Source organism: Cellulomonas sp. C5510 (genome assembly GCF_019797765.1).
Classification (GTDB): Bacteria; Actinomycetota; Actinomycetes; order Actinomycetales; family Cellulomonadaceae; genus Cellulomonas.
In genome coordinates this window covers 1502914-1518616 of the sequence record NZ_CP081862.1, presented here as the reverse complement: position 1 = coordinate 1518616, position 15703 = coordinate 1502914, and the positions used below count along the sequence as shown (strand labels likewise).

General features: G+C 75.3%; 14 protein-coding genes and 1 tRNA gene. 8 read left to right on the top strand and 7 right to left on the bottom strand.

The annotated features are described in order from the left end of the window. Positions 1-196: 196 nt before the first annotated feature. The 3 genes from K5O09_RS06930 to K5O09_RS06920 form a co-directional block, all read right to left on the bottom strand. Positions 197-270 (bottom strand) — tRNA-Val (locus K5O09_RS06930). A 151-nt stretch (positions 271-421) separates the two neighbouring features. After that, the gene (locus tag K5O09_RS06925) at positions 422-886 is read right to left on the bottom strand and encodes a redoxin domain-containing protein (RefSeq protein ID WP_222172035.1); all 465 of its coding nucleotides are present in this window, start codon (positions 884-886) and stop codon (positions 422-424) included. A gap of 4 nt (positions 887-890) precedes the next feature. Next, on the bottom strand, positions 891-1310 hold the full coding sequence (locus tag K5O09_RS06920) for a DUF3052 domain-containing protein (protein ID WP_222172034.1): 420 nt from the start codon (positions 1308-1310) through the stop codon (positions 891-893). A 349-nt stretch (positions 1311-1659) separates the two neighbouring features. On the opposite strand from K5O09_RS06920, the gene aceE reads away from it, so the two are divergent. Then, a complete protein-coding gene (aceE, locus tag K5O09_RS06915; RefSeq protein ID WP_222172033.1) occupies positions 1660-4401 on the top strand; it encodes a pyruvate dehydrogenase (acetyl-transferring), homodimeric type in 2742 nt (913 codons plus the stop codon). A gap of 130 nt (positions 4402-4531) precedes the next feature. On the opposite strand, the gene K5O09_RS06910 is transcribed toward aceE, so the two are convergent. Next, positions 4532-5212 (bottom strand): hypothetical protein, encoded by a 681-nt coding sequence (locus tag K5O09_RS06910; protein WP_222172032.1) that lies wholly within the window; start codon positions 5210-5212, stop codon positions 4532-4534. A 114-nt stretch (positions 5213-5326) separates the two neighbouring features. Between K5O09_RS06910 and K5O09_RS06905 the strand changes: the two genes are divergently transcribed. From K5O09_RS06905 to K5O09_RS06875, 7 genes are all read left to right on the top strand, one after another. Next, positions 5327-6652, top strand: a complete 1326-nt coding sequence (locus K5O09_RS06905; protein ID WP_255596181.1) for a CdaR family transcriptional regulator — start codon at positions 5327-5329, stop codon at positions 6650-6652. Positions 6653-6907: 255 nt separating this feature from the next. Further along, entirely contained in the window at positions 6908-7906 is a 999-nt protein-coding gene (locus tag K5O09_RS06900) for an ACP S-malonyltransferase (RefSeq protein ID WP_222172031.1), read from the top strand. Further along, complete coding sequence (locus K5O09_RS06895; RefSeq protein ID WP_222172030.1) at positions 7903-8907, top strand: beta-ketoacyl-ACP synthase III; 1005 nt, start codon at positions 7903-7905, stop codon at positions 8905-8907. Before K5O09_RS06900 ends, K5O09_RS06895 begins: the two co-directional genes overlap by 4 nt. A gap of 87 nt (positions 8908-8994) precedes the next feature. Further along, the gene (locus tag K5O09_RS06890) at positions 8995-9243 is read left to right on the top strand and encodes an acyl carrier protein (RefSeq protein WP_146838928.1); all 249 of its coding nucleotides are present in this window, start codon (positions 8995-8997) and stop codon (positions 9241-9243) included. 139 nt (positions 9244-9382) lie between these two features. Then, on the top strand, positions 9383-10633 hold the full coding sequence (locus K5O09_RS06885; RefSeq protein ID WP_222172029.1) for a beta-ketoacyl synthase: 1251 nt from the start codon (positions 9383-9385) through the stop codon (positions 10631-10633). Positions 10634-10950: 317 nt separating this feature from the next. Further along, positions 10951-12192, top strand: coding sequence for a hypothetical protein (locus K5O09_RS06880; protein WP_222172028.1), 1242 nt, complete (start codon positions 10951-10953; stop codon positions 12190-12192). Beyond that, positions 12174-12800 carry a hypothetical protein gene (locus K5O09_RS06875; RefSeq protein ID WP_222172027.1) on the top strand — a complete coding sequence of 209 codons (627 nt, stop codon included), beginning with the start codon at positions 12174-12176 and terminating at the stop codon, positions 12798-12800. The genes K5O09_RS06880 and K5O09_RS06875 overlap by 19 nt, the downstream gene beginning before the upstream one ends. Positions 12801-12825: 25 nt before the next feature. On the opposite strand, the gene K5O09_RS06870 is transcribed toward K5O09_RS06875, so the two are convergent. Genes K5O09_RS06870 through K5O09_RS06860 form a run of 3 tightly spaced genes read right to left on the bottom strand, consistent with a single transcriptional unit; the run spans position 12826 to position 15663 of the window. Further along, positions 12826-14334 (bottom strand): FAD-dependent oxidoreductase, encoded by a 1509-nt coding sequence (locus K5O09_RS06870; protein WP_255596180.1) that lies wholly within the window; start codon positions 14332-14334, stop codon positions 12826-12828. Continuing rightward, on the bottom strand, positions 14331-15215 hold the full coding sequence (locus K5O09_RS06865) for an FAD:protein FMN transferase (protein WP_222172026.1): 885 nt from the start codon (positions 15213-15215) through the stop codon (positions 14331-14333). Before K5O09_RS06865 ends, K5O09_RS06870 begins: the two co-directional genes overlap by 4 nt. Continuing rightward, positions 15202-15663: an FMN-binding protein gene (locus K5O09_RS06860; RefSeq protein WP_222172025.1), complete on the bottom strand. Its 462-nt coding sequence runs from the start codon at positions 15661-15663 to the stop codon at positions 15202-15204. Before K5O09_RS06860 ends, K5O09_RS06865 begins: the two co-directional genes overlap by 14 nt. Positions 15664-15703: the final 40 nt, after the last annotated feature.

Here is a 15703-nt window from a genome sequence, read left to right as displayed (position 1 = left end):
CGATCTCGGCTTCGAAGAGGAGCTTCCGGCGCTACCTGCGGCAGTGCTGGAGGTCGCATCCGCGGCTCCTGCGCGCGCTGTCGAGGCGGACCGACAGGGTGGCGCCGCGAGCGACTCGGGCGCGCCGTACGTGCAGGTCAGGGCGCTGCTGCGTTTGGTCGACCGAATGGCAAGGTTCTCAGCGACTTCTCCTCGGTGGGCCCGGCCGGTCTCGAACCGGCGACCTCCGCGGTGTAAGCGCGGCGCTCTGACCAACTGAGCTACAGGCCCCTCGTGTGCGGTGCGCAAGCCTACCGGTGCCGTCCTCCACGGCCCGCTCCCGGCGGCTAGAGCACCGAGAGGCCAGCAGCCGGGCGTCGCGCGGCCGGGCACCCCGGGAGGTGGCCTCTCGCCGCGCCCGTCCGACGCGCCCCGGCCGGGGTCAGAGCCCCGCGACCGCCTCGCGGTACGCCGCGAACGGCCGCGCCCGCCCGCCGGGGTGCACGAGCGTCCACCGCACCACCCCGCCCGCGTCGAGCAGGAACGACCCGCGCCGCGCGAAGCCCTGCGCGTCGTCGAACACCCCGTACGCGCGGGCCGCGGCGCCGTGCGGCCAGAAGTCCGACAGCAGGTCGAACCGGTACCCGTCCTGCTCGGCCCAGGCCCGCAGCGCGAACACCGGGTCGCAGGACGCCGCGACCACGCGCACGCCGGCGGCGCGGAGCTCCTCGAGCCCGTCCTGCAGCTCGGTGAGCTCCGCTGTGCACGTGCGCGAGAACGCGAACGGCACGAAGACCAGCAGGGTCGCCGACGCCGACGTGCCACCGACGGTCACGGAGGCCCCGTGCGTGTCGGGCAGCGTGACGACCGGCGCGACCGCGCCCTCGGGGAGCGGACCGCCGGTCACGACGTCAGCGACCGCGGCCGCGGCTGCCGAGCCGGGTGGCGGACCAGTCCCCCGCGATGGAGAACGTGCTGGTCGCGTGGAGGCCCGCCGTGGTGGCGGCCTCCTCGATGTCGTCGTGGCCGACGTGGCCGCCGCGCCCGGGCTTCGGCGTGAGGACCCACATGACACCGCCGTCGTCCAGGACGGTCATGGCGTCCATGAGCGTGTCGGCCAGGTCTCCGTCCTCGTCGCGGAACCAGATGACCACGCCGTCGACCACGTCGTCGTAGTCCTCGTCGACCAGCTCGGCGCCGGTGATGTCCTCCAGTCCCGAGCGCAGGTCCTCGTCGACGTCGTCGTCGTACCCGAACTCCTGGACCACCTGCCCCGAGGTGAACCCGAGACGACCCGCCCCCTGGGAGGCGTCGTCCGTGCTGGATGCCACGTCCCGACCCGTTCCTTCCGTCCGGGCCGCCGTCCCGTGGGAGCGGCGGCCTGCCGTTCGATCACCGAACGGTAGCCCACCGCACCGCCGCCGCGCCTGGCAACCCCTCCGCACCGCACGGGGACGACACGAGGTGACCGGCGCCACGTCCGCGGACCTGGTCAGGCACGATTGTCACGGACGTCACGCAACCCGGGGTGTGGACGGGGAGACTTTCACCTCCCGGGGGGCGGACAATGGTCCTACTACCCGCCCGGTGGCGAGGCGCACCGAACGTCGCGCGCACACCGGCGGGCCGAGATGCGCACCGGGGCCGACCGGCCCCCGCGTGGAGAGGCGAGGAGCACTGGTGGCTTCGAAGGACGAGCGCGGGCCGCTCATCAACGGCCTGCTGAGCCAGGTACCGGACGTGGACCCCGAGGAGACCTCCGAGTGGGTCGAGTCCATCGACGGGCTCATCGACGACAAGGGCGGTCCCCGGGCGCGGTACGTCCTGCTCAGCATGCTGAAGCGGGCGCGCGAGCGGAACGTGGCCATCCCGGCCGACCTGAACACGCCGTACGTCAACACCATCGGCGTGCACGAGGAGCCGTACTTCCCCGGTGACGAGGTGCTGGAGCGCAAGTTCCGGTCCTGGAACCGCTGGAACGCCGCCGTCATGGTGACGCGCGCGCAGCGGCCGGGCGTGGCGGTCGGCGGGCACATCTCCTCCTACGCGTCGGTGGCGACGCTGTACGAGGTGGGCCTCAACCACTTCTTCCGCGGCAAGGACCACCCGGGCGGCGGCGACCAGGTCTACTTCCAGGGCCACGCCTCCCCCGGTGTGTACTCCCGCGCGTACCTCGAGGGCCGGCTGACCGAGCACCAGCTCGACGGCTTCCGCCAGGAGGTGTCGCACCCGGGCGGCGGCCTGCCGTCGTACCCGCACCCGCGCCTGATGCCGGACTTCTGGGAGTTCCCGACGGTGTCGATGGGCCTGGGCCCGTCGTCGGCGATCTACCAGGCGTGGACCAACAAGTACCTGCACCTGCGGGGCATCAAGGACACCAGCCAGCAGGACGTCTGGGCGTTCCTCGGCGACGGCGAGATGGACGAGCCGGAGTCCCGCGGCATGCTGCAGCACGCGGCGCAGCAGGGCCTCGACAACCTGACGTTCGTCGTCAACTGCAACCTGCAGCGGCTCGACGGCCCGGTGCGCGGCAACGGCAAGATCATCCAGGAGCTCGAGGCGCAGTTCCGCGGCGCCGGCTGGAACGTCATCAAGGTCATCTGGGGCCGCGAGTGGGACGCCCTGCTCAACGCGGACAAGGACCGCGCCCTGGTGCACCTGATGAACACGACGCCGGACGGCGACTTCCAGACGTACCGGGCCGAGAACGGCGCGTTCATCCGGGAGAACTTCTTCGGGCGCGACCCGCGCACCAAGGCCCTCGTCGAGCGCATGACGGACGACGAGATCTGGGCGCTCAAGCGCGGCGGCCACGACTACCGCAAGATCTTCGCGGCCTACAAGGCGGCGCGGGAGCACACCGGCCAGCCGACCGTCATCCTCGCGCACACCATCAAGGGCTACGGCCTGGGCTCGGGCTTCGCGGGGCGCAACGCCACGCACCAGATGAAGAAGCTCAAGGCCGACGAGCTCAAGACGCTGCGCGACTCGCTGCACATCCCGATCACGGACGAGCAGATCGACGCGAACCCGTACCTGCCGCCGTACTACCACCCCGGCCAGGACGACCCGGCGATCCAGTACCTGCAGGAGCGCCGCCGTGCGCTCGGCGGGTACGTGCCGGAGCGCCGCACCACGCACAAGCCGCTGACCCTCCCGGGCGAGAAGTCCTACGAGCTGCTGAAGAAGGGCTCGGGGCACCAGGAGGTCGCCACGACGATGGCCCTCGTGCGGCTGTTCAAGGACCTCATCAAGGACAAGGAGATCGGGCCGCGCCTGGTCCCGATCATCCCGGACGAGGCCCGCACGTTCGGCCTGGACTCGATCTTCCCGAGCGCGAAGATCTTCAACACCAACGGCCAGAACTACCTCGCGGTCGACCGCGACCTCATGCTCTCCTACAAGGAGTCCGAGGCCGGCCAGATCATGCACACCGGCATCAACGAGGCCGGGTCCGCGTCCGCGTTCCAGGCGGTCGGCACGTCCTACGCCACGCACGGCGAGCCGCTGATCCCGTTCTACTTCTACTACTCGATGTTCGGGTTCCAGCGGACGGGCGACCAGTTCTGGGCGGCCGGCGACCAGATGACCCGCGGGTTCCTGGTCGGCGCCACCGCGGGCCGCACGACGCTGACCGGTGAGGGCCTGCAGCACGCCGACGGCCACTCCCCGCTGCTCGCGGGGACCATGCCGCACGTCGTGCACTACGACCCGGCGTACGGCTACGAGATCCGGCACATCGTCAAGGACGGCATCCAGCGCATGTACGGCGAGGACGGCCGCGACCCCGACGTCATCTACTACCTGACGGTCTACAACGAGCCGATCGTCCAGCCGGCCGAGCCGGAGGACGTCGACGTCGAGGGCATCCTCAAGGGCATCTACCTGCTGTCCCCGGCGGAGGGCGACGGGCCGCGCGCCCAGATCCTCGCGTCGGGCGTCGCGGTGCCGTGGGCGCTCGAGGCGAAGAAGCTGCTCGCCGAGGACTGGGGCGTCCAGGCCGCGGTGTGGTCCGTGACCTCCTGGAACGAGCTGCGTCGCGACGCGCTCGCCGCCGAGGAGCACGCGTTCCTGCACCCGGGCGAGGAGGAGCCGGTGCCGTACCTCACGGCGAAGCTCCAGGGCGCCGAGGGCCCGTTCGTCGCCACCACGGACTACGACCACCTCGTGGCCGACCAGGTGCGGCAGTGGGTCCCGGGCCGGTACGCCACGCTCGGCGCCGACGGGTTCGGGTTCTCGGACACCCGCGCCGCCGCCCGCCGGCACTTCAAGATCGACGGCCCGTCGACGGTGGTCCGCGTCCTGCAGCAGCTCGTCCGCGAGGGCAAGGTCGCGCCGGAGGCCCCGGCGCAGGCCATCGAGCGGTACCGGCTGTACGACGTCACCGCCGGCACGTCCGGCAACGCGGGCGGCGAGTCCTGAGCCGACCCGCCCCGGCACAGCACGCACGAGGGGCCCCGCACCGGATCCGGTGCGGGGCCCCTCGTGCGTGCGGGACGGTGCGGGGACCGGAGCGGCGTCCCGGAGGTCCGGGGCCGACGCCGCGCTCGGGTCAGGCGCCGGCGCTGCGCTCCGCGTGCTCGACCAGGCGGGTGAGCTCGCGCCGCAGGTGGGCGATCTCGTCCTGCTTCGGGTAGAGGTCCAGCGAGGCCAGGTGCTGCTTGGCGTCCATCGGGCGACCGGCCTCGACGGCGGCCAGCACGAGCTCCCGCCCGACCTCCGGGTCGTGGTCGCGCGGGTGCCAGTGGCCCGTCCCGAGCGACAGCGCGTCGACCGGCAGCCCCGCCTCGCGCAGCAGCCGCAGCCCGGCGACGAGCGCCTGACCGGACGGGTCGCGCTCCGCGGCGGTGGTCAGCCGGCGGATCGTGCCCTCCAGGTCGTCGCGGACGGAGAGCCGGGCGACCTCGACCAGCGGGTACCAGGCGCGGGGGTTGCCCGCGAGCTCCTCCCCGAGGGACCAGACGGCCAGGTCGGCCGCACGCTGCTTCTCGGCATCGTCGGCCTCGGCGGTCAGCGGGTCGTCGTCGGACCCCGTCACGGCGTGGCGGCGGACGATCTCGGCCAGCGCGGCGAACGCGCGCTCGTCGTTGGGGTCGTCCCCCAGGCGCGAGCGCAGGGCGTCCTCCTGGGGCACGTCGCCGTGCCGCTGGGTGGTGGACGGGCGACGGGCGCCGACACGGGACGCGGGCGCGGGCCGGCCCAGCAGGCGGCGCAGTCGGGACAGCAGAGCCATGACGCGACACTATCCGCTAGGCCCGCGACGCACTGGTCGAACGGTCGGCCGGCGGCTGCGACGCGTGCGCACCCTTTGTCGGGTCCCCACAAGGCGTCCCCGTATGCTCGGGGAATGGCCGAGCCCCGCCGGACGTCCGCGGCACCCGCGACGACCTCCTCGACGACGACCGCGACCCGACCGCAGGACGCACCGACCGGCGCGGGCGCCCCTGCCACGACCCCACCAGCGCACGAGGGGCTGTCGCCCGCCCGCAACCGGACTCGCGCGGGCCGCGTCGCGACGGCACCGGACGCCACCAACGGCGAGACGCTGCGCCGGGTGCGCGAGGGCGGCGGCGTCCTCGCGGCGGCGGCCATGCGGCGGCTCGACGAGGACCTGGACTGGTACCGCGCGCTGCCCGCCGACGACCGCTCGTGGGTCGGCCTGGTCGCGCAGGCGGGCATCACGGCGTTCGTGACGTGGTTCGCCGATCCCTCCAAGCCCCCGCACGGCGTCGGCGAGATCTTCGCGACCGCCCCGCCCGAGCTGACCCGCTCCATCTCCCTGCAGCACACCCTGCAGCTCGTCCGCGTCGTCGTGGACGTCGTCGAGGAGCACGCCGACCGGCTGGCGGCGCCCGGCGGCGAGCGCGACCTGCTGGAGGCCGTGCTGCGGTACTCCCGCGAGGTCGCGTTCTCCGCGGCGGAGGTCTACGCCCGAGCCGCGGAGATGCGCGGCGCGTGGGACGCCCGGCTCGAGGCGCTGGTCGTGGACGCGTTGTTGCGCGGGGACGTCGACGACTCGTTGCGGTCCCGCGTCGCGGCACTCGGCTGGAGCGGCCGCGGCCGCACGCTCGTCGTCGTCGGGACCACCGCGTCCCCGCTGGACGACGTCCGCACCTCGGACCTGCGGCGCGCCACCCGGCGAGCGGCGGACGACGCACTCGTCGGCATCCAGGGCGACCGGCTCGTGGTGTTCCTCGGCGGGACGGGCGACCTGCGCGAGGCCGCGACGTCGCTGATCCCGCGGTTCGGACCCGGGCCGGTGGTGCTCGGGCCCACGGGCGACGACCTGGCCGACGCCGCACGCTCCGCCCGGGCCGCGCTCGCCGGGCTCGCCGCCGTCGCCGCCTGGCCGCAGGCCCCGCGCCCCGTCCTCGCCGACGACCTGCTGCCCGAGCGGGTGCTCGTCGGGGACGTCGCCGCGCGGGAGGTGCTGGTGCGGCAGGCGTACGTCCCGCTGCTCGCCAGCACCGGGTCGCTGCTGGAGACGCTGACGGCGTACCTGGCGGCCGGCCGGTCGCTGGAGGCCGCGGCGCGCACCCTCTACGTGCACCCCAACACCGTCCGCTACCGCCTGCGCCGCGTCGCGGAGGTCACGGGCTGGGACCCGCTCGACCCCCGCGAGGCGTACGTCCTCCAGCAGGCCCTGGCGGTGGGCCGCCTCGACCACCCCTGACCCGCTCCCGGCCCCGCCGGCCGCCGCCCCCCCCCCCCCGGCCTCCGGCCTCCGCCGAGTTCGGCAGTCCCAGGCGAGTTCGGCAGCCGCAGCTGCCGAACTCGGCGCCGCGGTTCCGGCGCCGCGGTTCCGGCGCCGCGGTTCCGGCGCCGCGGTTCCGGCGTCGTGGAGTTGTGGGAGGGGTACAAGCGCGGGTCGGCATCGTGGTGCGGGTCGTGGGCGGGCAGGCAGGGTCGCACCGGGCAGAGTGGTCGGGTGCTCGCGATCGTCTGCCCCGGACAGGGCGCCCAGACCCCCGGCATGCTCGCCCCCTGGCTCGAGCTGCCCGGCACCGCCGACCGCCTCGCGGTCCTGTCGGAGGCCGCCGGCGTCGACCTGGCGTCCCACGGCACGACGTCGGACGCCGACACCATCCGGGACACGGCGGTCGCCCAGCCGCTGATCGTCTCCGCCTCGCTGCTCGCGCTGCGGGCGCTGGAGGACGAGGCGGGTGCGCCCGTGCTGCCGGACGCGACCGCCGGGCACTCGGTGGGCGAGTTCGCCGCCGCAGCCGTCGCCGGCGTGTTCGACGACGCCGGCGCCGTGGGCCTGGTGTCGCACCGCGCGCGGTTCATGGCGGAGGCCGCCGCGGCCGAGCGGACGGGCATGACCGCCGTGCTCGGCGGCGACCCGGAGGAGGTCGCCGCGGCGATCGAGGCCGCGGGCCTGTGGCCGGCGAACGTCAACGGTGGCGGCCAGACCGTCGCAGCGGGTTCGCTCGAGGCCATCGCCCGGTTCCAGGAGAACCCGCCGGCCCGGGCGCGCGTCGTGCCGCTGCAGGTCGCCGGCGCGTTCCACACCCCCTACATGCAGAGCGCGCTCGACGCGTTCGGCGCCGTCGCGGCCGGCTGGGCGAGCGCGGCGCCCCGCACCGCCCTGCTGAGCAACGCCGACGGCGCCTCGTACGGCCCGGACGCCACAGGTGCCGACGTCGTGGCGCGTCTGGTGTCGCAGATCGCCTCGCCGGTCCGCTGGGACCTCTGCCAGGCGACGCTCGCCGAGCTCGGGGTCACCGGCCTGCTGGAGCTCGCCCCCGGTGGTGTCCTCAAGGGCCTGGCCCGGCGTAGCCTGCCCGGGGTGGAGACGGTCGCGATCACGTCGCCGGCCGACCTGCCCGCCGCCCGCGACCTCGTGGCCCGCCACCTGACGGCCGCCGGTGGCCCGGTGCCCGACCCGCCCGCACCGTCCGACGACTCCCGGGAGACCGCCCAGTGACCCGCCCCACCCTGACCCAGGCCACCGGCCCCGCCCACACGCGGATCCTCGGCCTGGGCGCCGCTCGCGGCGAGAACGTCGTGCCGAACGACGACCTCGTCGGGCCGATCGACTCCTCCGACGAGTGGATCCGGCAGCGCACCGGCATCGTCACGCGGACCCGCGCCGGCGCCGACACCGACGTGCTGGACCTCGCGGAGCGAGCCGGCCGCCAGGCGATCGAGAACGCGGGCCTGCAGGGTTCCGACATCGACGCCGTGATCCTGGCGACCGTGACGTACTTCCACCAGACCCCGTCGGGCGCCGCGATCCTCGCGGACCGGCTGGGCGCCACGCCCGCCGCGGCGTTCGACATCTCGGCCGCCTGCGCCGGGTACTGCTACGGCATCGGCCAGGCGGACGCGCTGGTGCGCTCCGGCGCGGCCCGCCACGTGCTCGTCATCGGCGCCGAGAAGATGAGCGACTTCATCGACCCGACCGACCGCAGCATCTCGTTCCTGCTGGGCGACGGCGCCGGCGCGGTCGTCATCGGCCCGTCCGACACCCCCGGCATCGGCCCGACCGTGTGGGGCTCGGACGGCGCGCAGGCGCAGGCCATCCGCCAGACGCACTCCTGGATCGACGTCCGGGACCACGGTGCGGGCTGGCCGACGCTGCGCCAGGAGGGCCCGAGCGTCTTCAAGTGGGCCGTGTGGCAGATGGCCCCGGTCGCGCAGAAGGCCCTGGACGCCGCGGGCGTCACCGCCGACCAGATCGACGCGTTCGTCCCGCACCAGGCGAACATGCGGATCATCGACCAGATGATCAAGCAGCTCAAGCTCCCCGAGACCGTGGCCGTGGCCCGCGACATCGCGGACACCGGCAACACCTCGGCGGCGTCGATCCCGCTCGCCGCCGAGCGGCTGCTGCGCGAGGGGCAGGTGTCGAGCGGAGCGCTCGCGCTGCAGATCGGCTTCGGTGCCGGTCTCGTCTACGCCGCCCAGGTGGTTGTGCTGCCCTGAGCGGGCACCGGCCGCAGTACCGTTCATCGACCGCACGACCGTCGTCGCACCCCCGGTGCGGCGCAGTACACACCCAAGGAGACACCGATGGCGCACAGCGAGCAGGAGATCCTGGCCGGCCTGGCCGAGATCGTCAGCGAGGAGACCGGCCTGCCGACCGACTCGGTCCTGCCCGAGAAGTCGTTCACGGACGACCTCGACATCGACTCGCTGTCGATGATGACGATCGTCACGCTGGCCGAGGAGAAGTTCGAGGTCCGCATCCCCGACGACGAGGTCAAGAACCTCGCGACCGTCGGCGACGCGGTGTCGTTCATCTCGAACGCCCAGGCCTGAGGCTCGCCGACCGGGGTCCGCGCCGCGCGCCGGCCACGTGCCGGCGTCGTGGGAGCCGTCCAGGCACCCGCGGCGCGGACCCCTGTCGCGTCCCGGCCCACCCGTCACCCCCGTCACCCGACACCCACAGGAGCACCCGATGAGCTCTCCGAGCAGCACGCGAGTCGTCGTCACCGGACTCGGCGCCACGACCCCGCTCGGCGGGGACGTCCCGAGCACCTGGCAGGCCGCCCTGGCGGGCACGTCGGGCGCGCGGACCCTCGACAACGACTGGGCCGAGACGTACGGGCTGCCGGTCGACTTCGCCGCGACCCTCGCGGTGCGCCCGGAGGAGGTCCTCCCCCGGCCCGAGATCAAGAAGATGGACCCGTCCGCGCAGTACGCGATCATCGCGTCGCGCGAGGCGTGGGCCGACGCCGGCGCCCCGGAGGTCGAGCCCGAGCGGCTCGGCGTCGTCGTGTCGTCCGGCATCGGCGGCATCTGGACGACCCTCGACGCGTGGGACACGCTGCGCGAGAAGGGCGCCCGCCGCGTCCTGCCCATGACGGTCCCCATGCTCATGCCGAACTCGCCGTCCGCGTACGTCGAGCTGGAGTTCGGCGCCCACGCCGGCGCGCACGCGCTGGTGTCGGCCTGCGCGTCCGGCGCCGAGGCGATCGGCTACGGCGTCGAGATGATCCGCAGCGGTCGCGCCGACGTCGTGATCGCCGGCGGCACCGAGGCGACGATCCACCCGATGCCGATGGCGGCGTTCGCGGCGTCGCGCACCCTGTCGACCCGCACCGACGACCCGGCGCGCGCGTCCCGCCCGTACGACGTGGACCGCGACGGCTTCGTCATCGGCGAGGGCTCCGGCATCGTCGTGCTGGAGTCCGCGGAGCACGCCGCCGCCCGGGGGGCCACGGTCTACGCCGAGGTCGCCGGGGTCGGCCTGTCCTCCGACGGCTACCACATCACCTCCCCCGAGCCGACCGGCCGCGGCCAGATCGCCGCCATGCGGATGGCGCTGTCGGACGCCGGCGTCGCGACGTCGGACGTCAAGCACGTCAACGCCCACGCGACCTCGACCGTCGTCGGCGACCTCATCGAGGCCCGCGGCGTCCGGGAGACGCTCGGCTCCGACGCGGACGGCGTCGCCCTGTCGGCGACCAAGTCGATGACCGGCCACCTGCTCGGCGGCGCCGGTGCCCTGGAGACGGTGTTCTCCGTGCTGGCCGTCCGCGACCGCCAGGCGCCCCCGACGATCAACGTCGAGCAGCCCGACCCGGAGCTCGTGCTCGACCTCGTGCGCGACACCCCCCGGGCGCTGCCCGCCGGCGACATCGCGGTGGTGAACAACTCGTTCGGCTTCGGCGGGCACAACGTGGCCCTGGTGGTCACGAACGCCTGAGCCCGGGAGGCTCCCACCGGGCCGCCGCGCCACGGACGCGGCGGCCCGGTACTCACCGAGCGGCCCTCCGGCACCCCGTCCGCGGCCGCGGACCCTCGATCCGGGCCGCCGTCACCCCAGATCCTGCCCGGCGACCACCTGAACCGGCTGTCGGTCGTTGCCGCGCGAAGCCGCGCGTCACAGCGTGGGGCCCGTGCCCGCACTGCGGCACGGCCGGTCGACGGCGACCGGCCCGGGACGGACGGGGAGGTCACCATGGCACACCGCTCACTCGCACGAGGCGCCCGGTGTCGCGCAGCGTCGGCCCTGACGGTGCCGTGAGACGCGGGTGGCCGGTCGCACTCCTCCCGGTCGGCCTGGCCGCGGTCCTCGTCCTGTCCTCCCGGTTCCCCGTGCGCGACAGCGCCCTGTGGGCCGTCGACGCCGCCCTGACGCAGGTCGTCGTGCTGTGGCCGGTGGTCGCCGGGCTGGCGGCGGCGGACGTGATCCGGCTCCGCCGCAGTGGCGCCGAGGAGCTGCTGCGGTCGGCGCCCGTCGCCGCCCGCGCGCGGCTGCTGCTGGGACGCAGCGCCGGGATCGCCGTGTGGGCCTGCCTCGGGCTGCTGCTGGGCGTCCTGGGAGCGACCGCGCTGGCGGCGCCGGCCGGCTCCCCGCCGCCCTGGTCGGCGTGGCCCGATGTGCTCCTCGCGCTGGCGGGTGTCGGAGCCGCGGCCGCGGTCGGGACCGCACTGGGCTCCGTGCCGGGCCTGCGGGGTCAGTGGGTGGTGCCCCCGCTCGTCGCCGCGCTCGGCTATGCAGCACTCGCGCTCGATCTCGGCGGTGCGTCGCGCCTCGTCGCGTTCACGGGGGCGACGGATGCGTCGGTCACGGCGATCGAGGTCCGCACGAGCGTGCTCGTCGCCCAGCTGGGCGTCCTGCTGGTCGGCGCCGTCGTCGCGATCGCCGCCGTGGTCGCGTCGTGCGGCGGCGGGGTCCCCGCGGTGGCAGCGGCCCTGGCGGCCGCGATCCTGGCGGTCCCCGCGGCGACCGCCTGGCGCGACCAGGTCGACGCCGGTGTCCACGCCTGGTCGGACGCGGCCGGGTGGCCGTGCGCGGAGGCAGGCGACGACGCCAGCGCCTGCCTGCCGCCGGACCAGTCGCGCGACCTCCGCCGGCTCGCCGCCGAGGTCGCGCCGCTCGACGCCCGGCTCCGCGAGCTGGACCCGGCGATCGGCGCGCTCCGGTACCAGCCGGGCGACCCGGGCACACCTCGGCCCGGCACCGTCGTGGTCGGTCCTCCGGTCGGCGACGAGGCCCGCCCGGACGGGCTCACGTGGGACGTCGTGCTCGGGGCGTCGGGCTGCGCGGACGAGGGCGGGCGCGCGTGGACGGACGGCGACCTGACCGCCCGGGTGCGGGCCGAGGTGGCCGTCGCACGGTGGCTGTCGCCCTCGGTCGACGTCTCCGGCGTCGTCGGCGCGTGGGCCGAGGCCGGAGCGGCGCCCGTCGAGACGCCTCCCGGCCTCGAGGAGGCCCGCGCCGCCCTCGTCGTGCTGAGGTCGTGCCGGGGCGCCTGGTGACGGCCCGGCCGCTGCCGGTGCTGTTCGTGGTGTCCCGCGGCGGCGCGCGCCCGGTCGTCGCCGCGGTCGCCGCCGCCGTGCTCGTGGTGGGCTGGGTACCGCTCGGCCTGCGGGACGTCCCGCTGGCCGACGGCGTCGCCCTCGTGACGCTCGGGGTCTGCGCCGTCTTTCCCGCGCTCTGCTGCCTCGGTTCGCTCGTCCCCCCGGGACGCGGCGTGGAGGCGACGCTGCCGCGCGGCCGTCTCGCGGGGCTGCGCGCATCGTGGGCACTCGCGCTGACGGTCGCCGTCCTCGGCACCGGAACCGTGGTGGGGGCGGTCCGGGGTCTGGACCCCGACAGCACCGTCCTCGTGCTGCGCGGCGGCCTGCTCGGGCTCGGGGCGGTGCTGGTCAGCGCCGTGCTGCTCCCCCCGGCCGCGGCGTGGCTGCCGCTCGCCCTGTTCGCGATGGTCAGCTGGCTCGCGGGCTCCCGTGACCTGGCCGGGACCGCGCGGTGGTGGGCGGTGCTGAGCCACCACCCGGGCAGCACGTCGGCCGCCGCGCTCGCCGTCGCGCTGTGGCTCGCCGGCGTCGCCGCGTACTCACGGTGGGACGCTCGCGGGAGATGAGGCGGCCGGGTGCCGCCGTCGGTCGTCAGTACCCGCTGAACGCGTCCGTCCGCACGCGCCGCACCCCCGCCCGGCGCAGCAGCGCGCGGGTGTCGTCGACCATCGCGGGCGGCCCGGAGACGTAGGCGTCGCGCTGGTCGAGGTCCGGCACCGCCTCCGCGAGCGTCTCCTCCGAGAGCCGGCGCTCCCCCAGGTGCTGCCAGCCGTCGGGCAGCCCGTCGAGCCCCGGTGTCGGGGAGAGCACGAGGACGCGCGCACCGACAGCGCGGGCGGCGTCCGCGTAGGCGAGGTCCGCGTGGTCGGACACGGCGTAGAGCAGCACGACGTCCCGGCGCTCTCCGGCGGCGGCCGCGGCGGCGAGCTGCGCGGCGAACGGGGTGACGCCGATGCCGCCGGCCACCAGCAGCAGGGGGCGCGACGGGTCGGCCGGGAGCACGAAGTCGCCGCCCAGGCCGGTGGCGCGGACGCGGGCACCGACCGGGAGGGCGACGAGCGCGCGCTTGAACGTGCTGGCGCGCTCCGGGACGGTGAGGGCGACCGTCAGCTCGTCGGCGGCCGGCGCGGACGACACGCTGAACACCCGGCGGCTGCCGCGGGCGTCGGGACGGGGGTGCGGGACGGTCAGCTCGACGTACTGCCCGGGCGCGTACCGCACGGGGCGGTCCGCCCGGAACGCGAGCTCCACGGTGCGCGGGGTCAGCCGCGTCTGCCGGGTCAGCGTGAGCCGGACGGCGCCGCGCTGCCCCCACGCGAACGCCAGCAGGTTGCCCACCACGAGGGCAGCCTCGGGCGTCGAGTACAGCGGCCCGACGTGGTACGACACCGCGAGCAGCACCCCGACGACCCCGGCCTCCACGAGCTGCTGCCACCGCCGCGGCGGCAGCGTCAGCGGCTCGGTCAGCATCACGCCGCCGAGGAACAGGATCGGGTAGGACACGAACGCGGTGCCCAGCGCGCCGGTGACCGCGGCGCCCTCGACGACCTGGCGCACCGTGACGGCGAGGACGGCGACGACCACGAAGGTCCCGACGAGGGCGTACCGGCGGGTCCGGACGACGACGACCAGCGTCAGCAGCAGCACCGGCACGAGCAGCCACCGGTCCGCGACCCACCACGTCGTCGCGTCCCACCCGGTGAGCCCCGCGAGCAGCGCCCCCGCGGCGGCGGGGTTCAGCACGTGGCGGCCGCGCCAGGCGAGCAGGTACTTGGACGCGTTCGCGAGCACGGCGGCGAGTGCGAGCGTGCCGAGCGAGCGGGCCTCGAGCGCCGGCCAGAACAGGAACAGCAGGATCAGCCCGGTGATGACCGCCGACTCGGTGTGCGGGCGGGTCCGGAACGCCGCCGCCAGCCCCCAGGCGCTCGCCACGGACACCGCGACGGCGACGAGGGCGCTGACGAGGATCGGCAGCGGCTCGACGAACAGCCGGCCGGCGAGGGACAGCACCAGCGCGCAGCCCGCCAGCGCCACGAGGCCGAGCGTCAGGAGCCGGTACATCGTCACGCGGCCGAGCCGCTCCTCCACGGCGCCGATCACGCGAACACCTCCCCGTCCAGGTCGAGCGACCAGCGCAGGCTGCCGTCGCCGCGCAGCACGACGTACCGCACCCCGAAGCGCGAGGCGACCAGGTCGGGCTCCGCGAAGAACAGCGCGGTGGCGGCCAGGTCGGCGGCGAGCGCGGTCGGGCCGACCGCCCACGTCGCCCGGACGTCCGAGGTGGGCGCGCCCGTCCGGGCGTCGACGACGTGGTGCACGCCCTCGCCCCACGCCCGGCGGTTGGTGGCGGAGCCGCAGAGCGCGCCGGCGCCGAGCCGCACCACGCCGAGCGCCCGCGCCGGATCACGCGGGTCCTCGAGCGCGACGGTCAACGGCTCGGGGACGGCCGCCCGCAGGTCCCCGCCGGCGTCGACGACGTGCTCGGCGACGCCGTGCTCGGCCAGCACGCCCGCGACGAGGTCGACCAGGTAGCCCTTGCCGCCCGCACCGACGTCGATGAGGGCGGGCGCCCCGAGCGTGAGCGTGCTGCCGTCGCGGCGCGCGGTCGTCCGCCACGGAGGCGCAGGCGTGGTCAGCAGGGCACCCTCGGCGTCCCGGCGCGGTCGCAGGGAGTACGCCGCGTCGTAGCCGAGCTGCTCCAGGCAGCGCCCCACCAGCGGGTCGACGGCCCCCGCCGTGCAGCGCTCGGCGACGTCGTAGCCGTCGAGCAGCGGCCCCGCGTCGTCGGGCAGCCGGTACGTCCCGGCACCGGCGCGCGCGACCTCGCTCACCCAGGAGTCGTCGCGGAACCGCGACCAGTCCGCGTCGAACCGCGCGATGCGCGCGTGCACCGCGGCGAGGACCTCGGCCGCGAGCGGCTCCGGGGTGTCGAGCTGCCAGTGCGTCCCGATGGCCTGGAAGCCGACGCTAGGCCGCGGCATCGGCGCGGATCTCGTCGAGCGCCGCGTTGAAGCCGTCGCCCGTGAGCGAGGAGCCGGAGACCTTGTCGACCGACAGGCCCGCGAGGTCCTGGCCCACGACGACGTCCGCGATGCCGGAGGCGAACTCCTCCTGGAACCGCGCGGCGTTGCCGCCGGTCGCCTCGGGCGTGACGGTCACGTCGGTGACGACGCCGTCGGCGACGGTGAGCTCCACCTGGATCGACTCCTGGCCGCCCGGTGTGCTGTAGGAGCCCTCGGCGTCGTACGTGCCGTCGGCGAGGTCGCCGGATCCCGCGGATCCGCTGCCGGCCTCGGTGCCGGCGCCGGAGCCGGCACCGGGCGCGTCGTCCTCGGTGGCGGCGCCGGCGCCGGCGCACGCGGCGAGCGCCACGACGACGGAGATTCCGGACAGCAGGCCGAGCGTGCGGCGTCGGACGGAAGGCGCCATGGTCGTGACCTCCTGGAGCGGGCCCGGTCCCCCGGGCTGG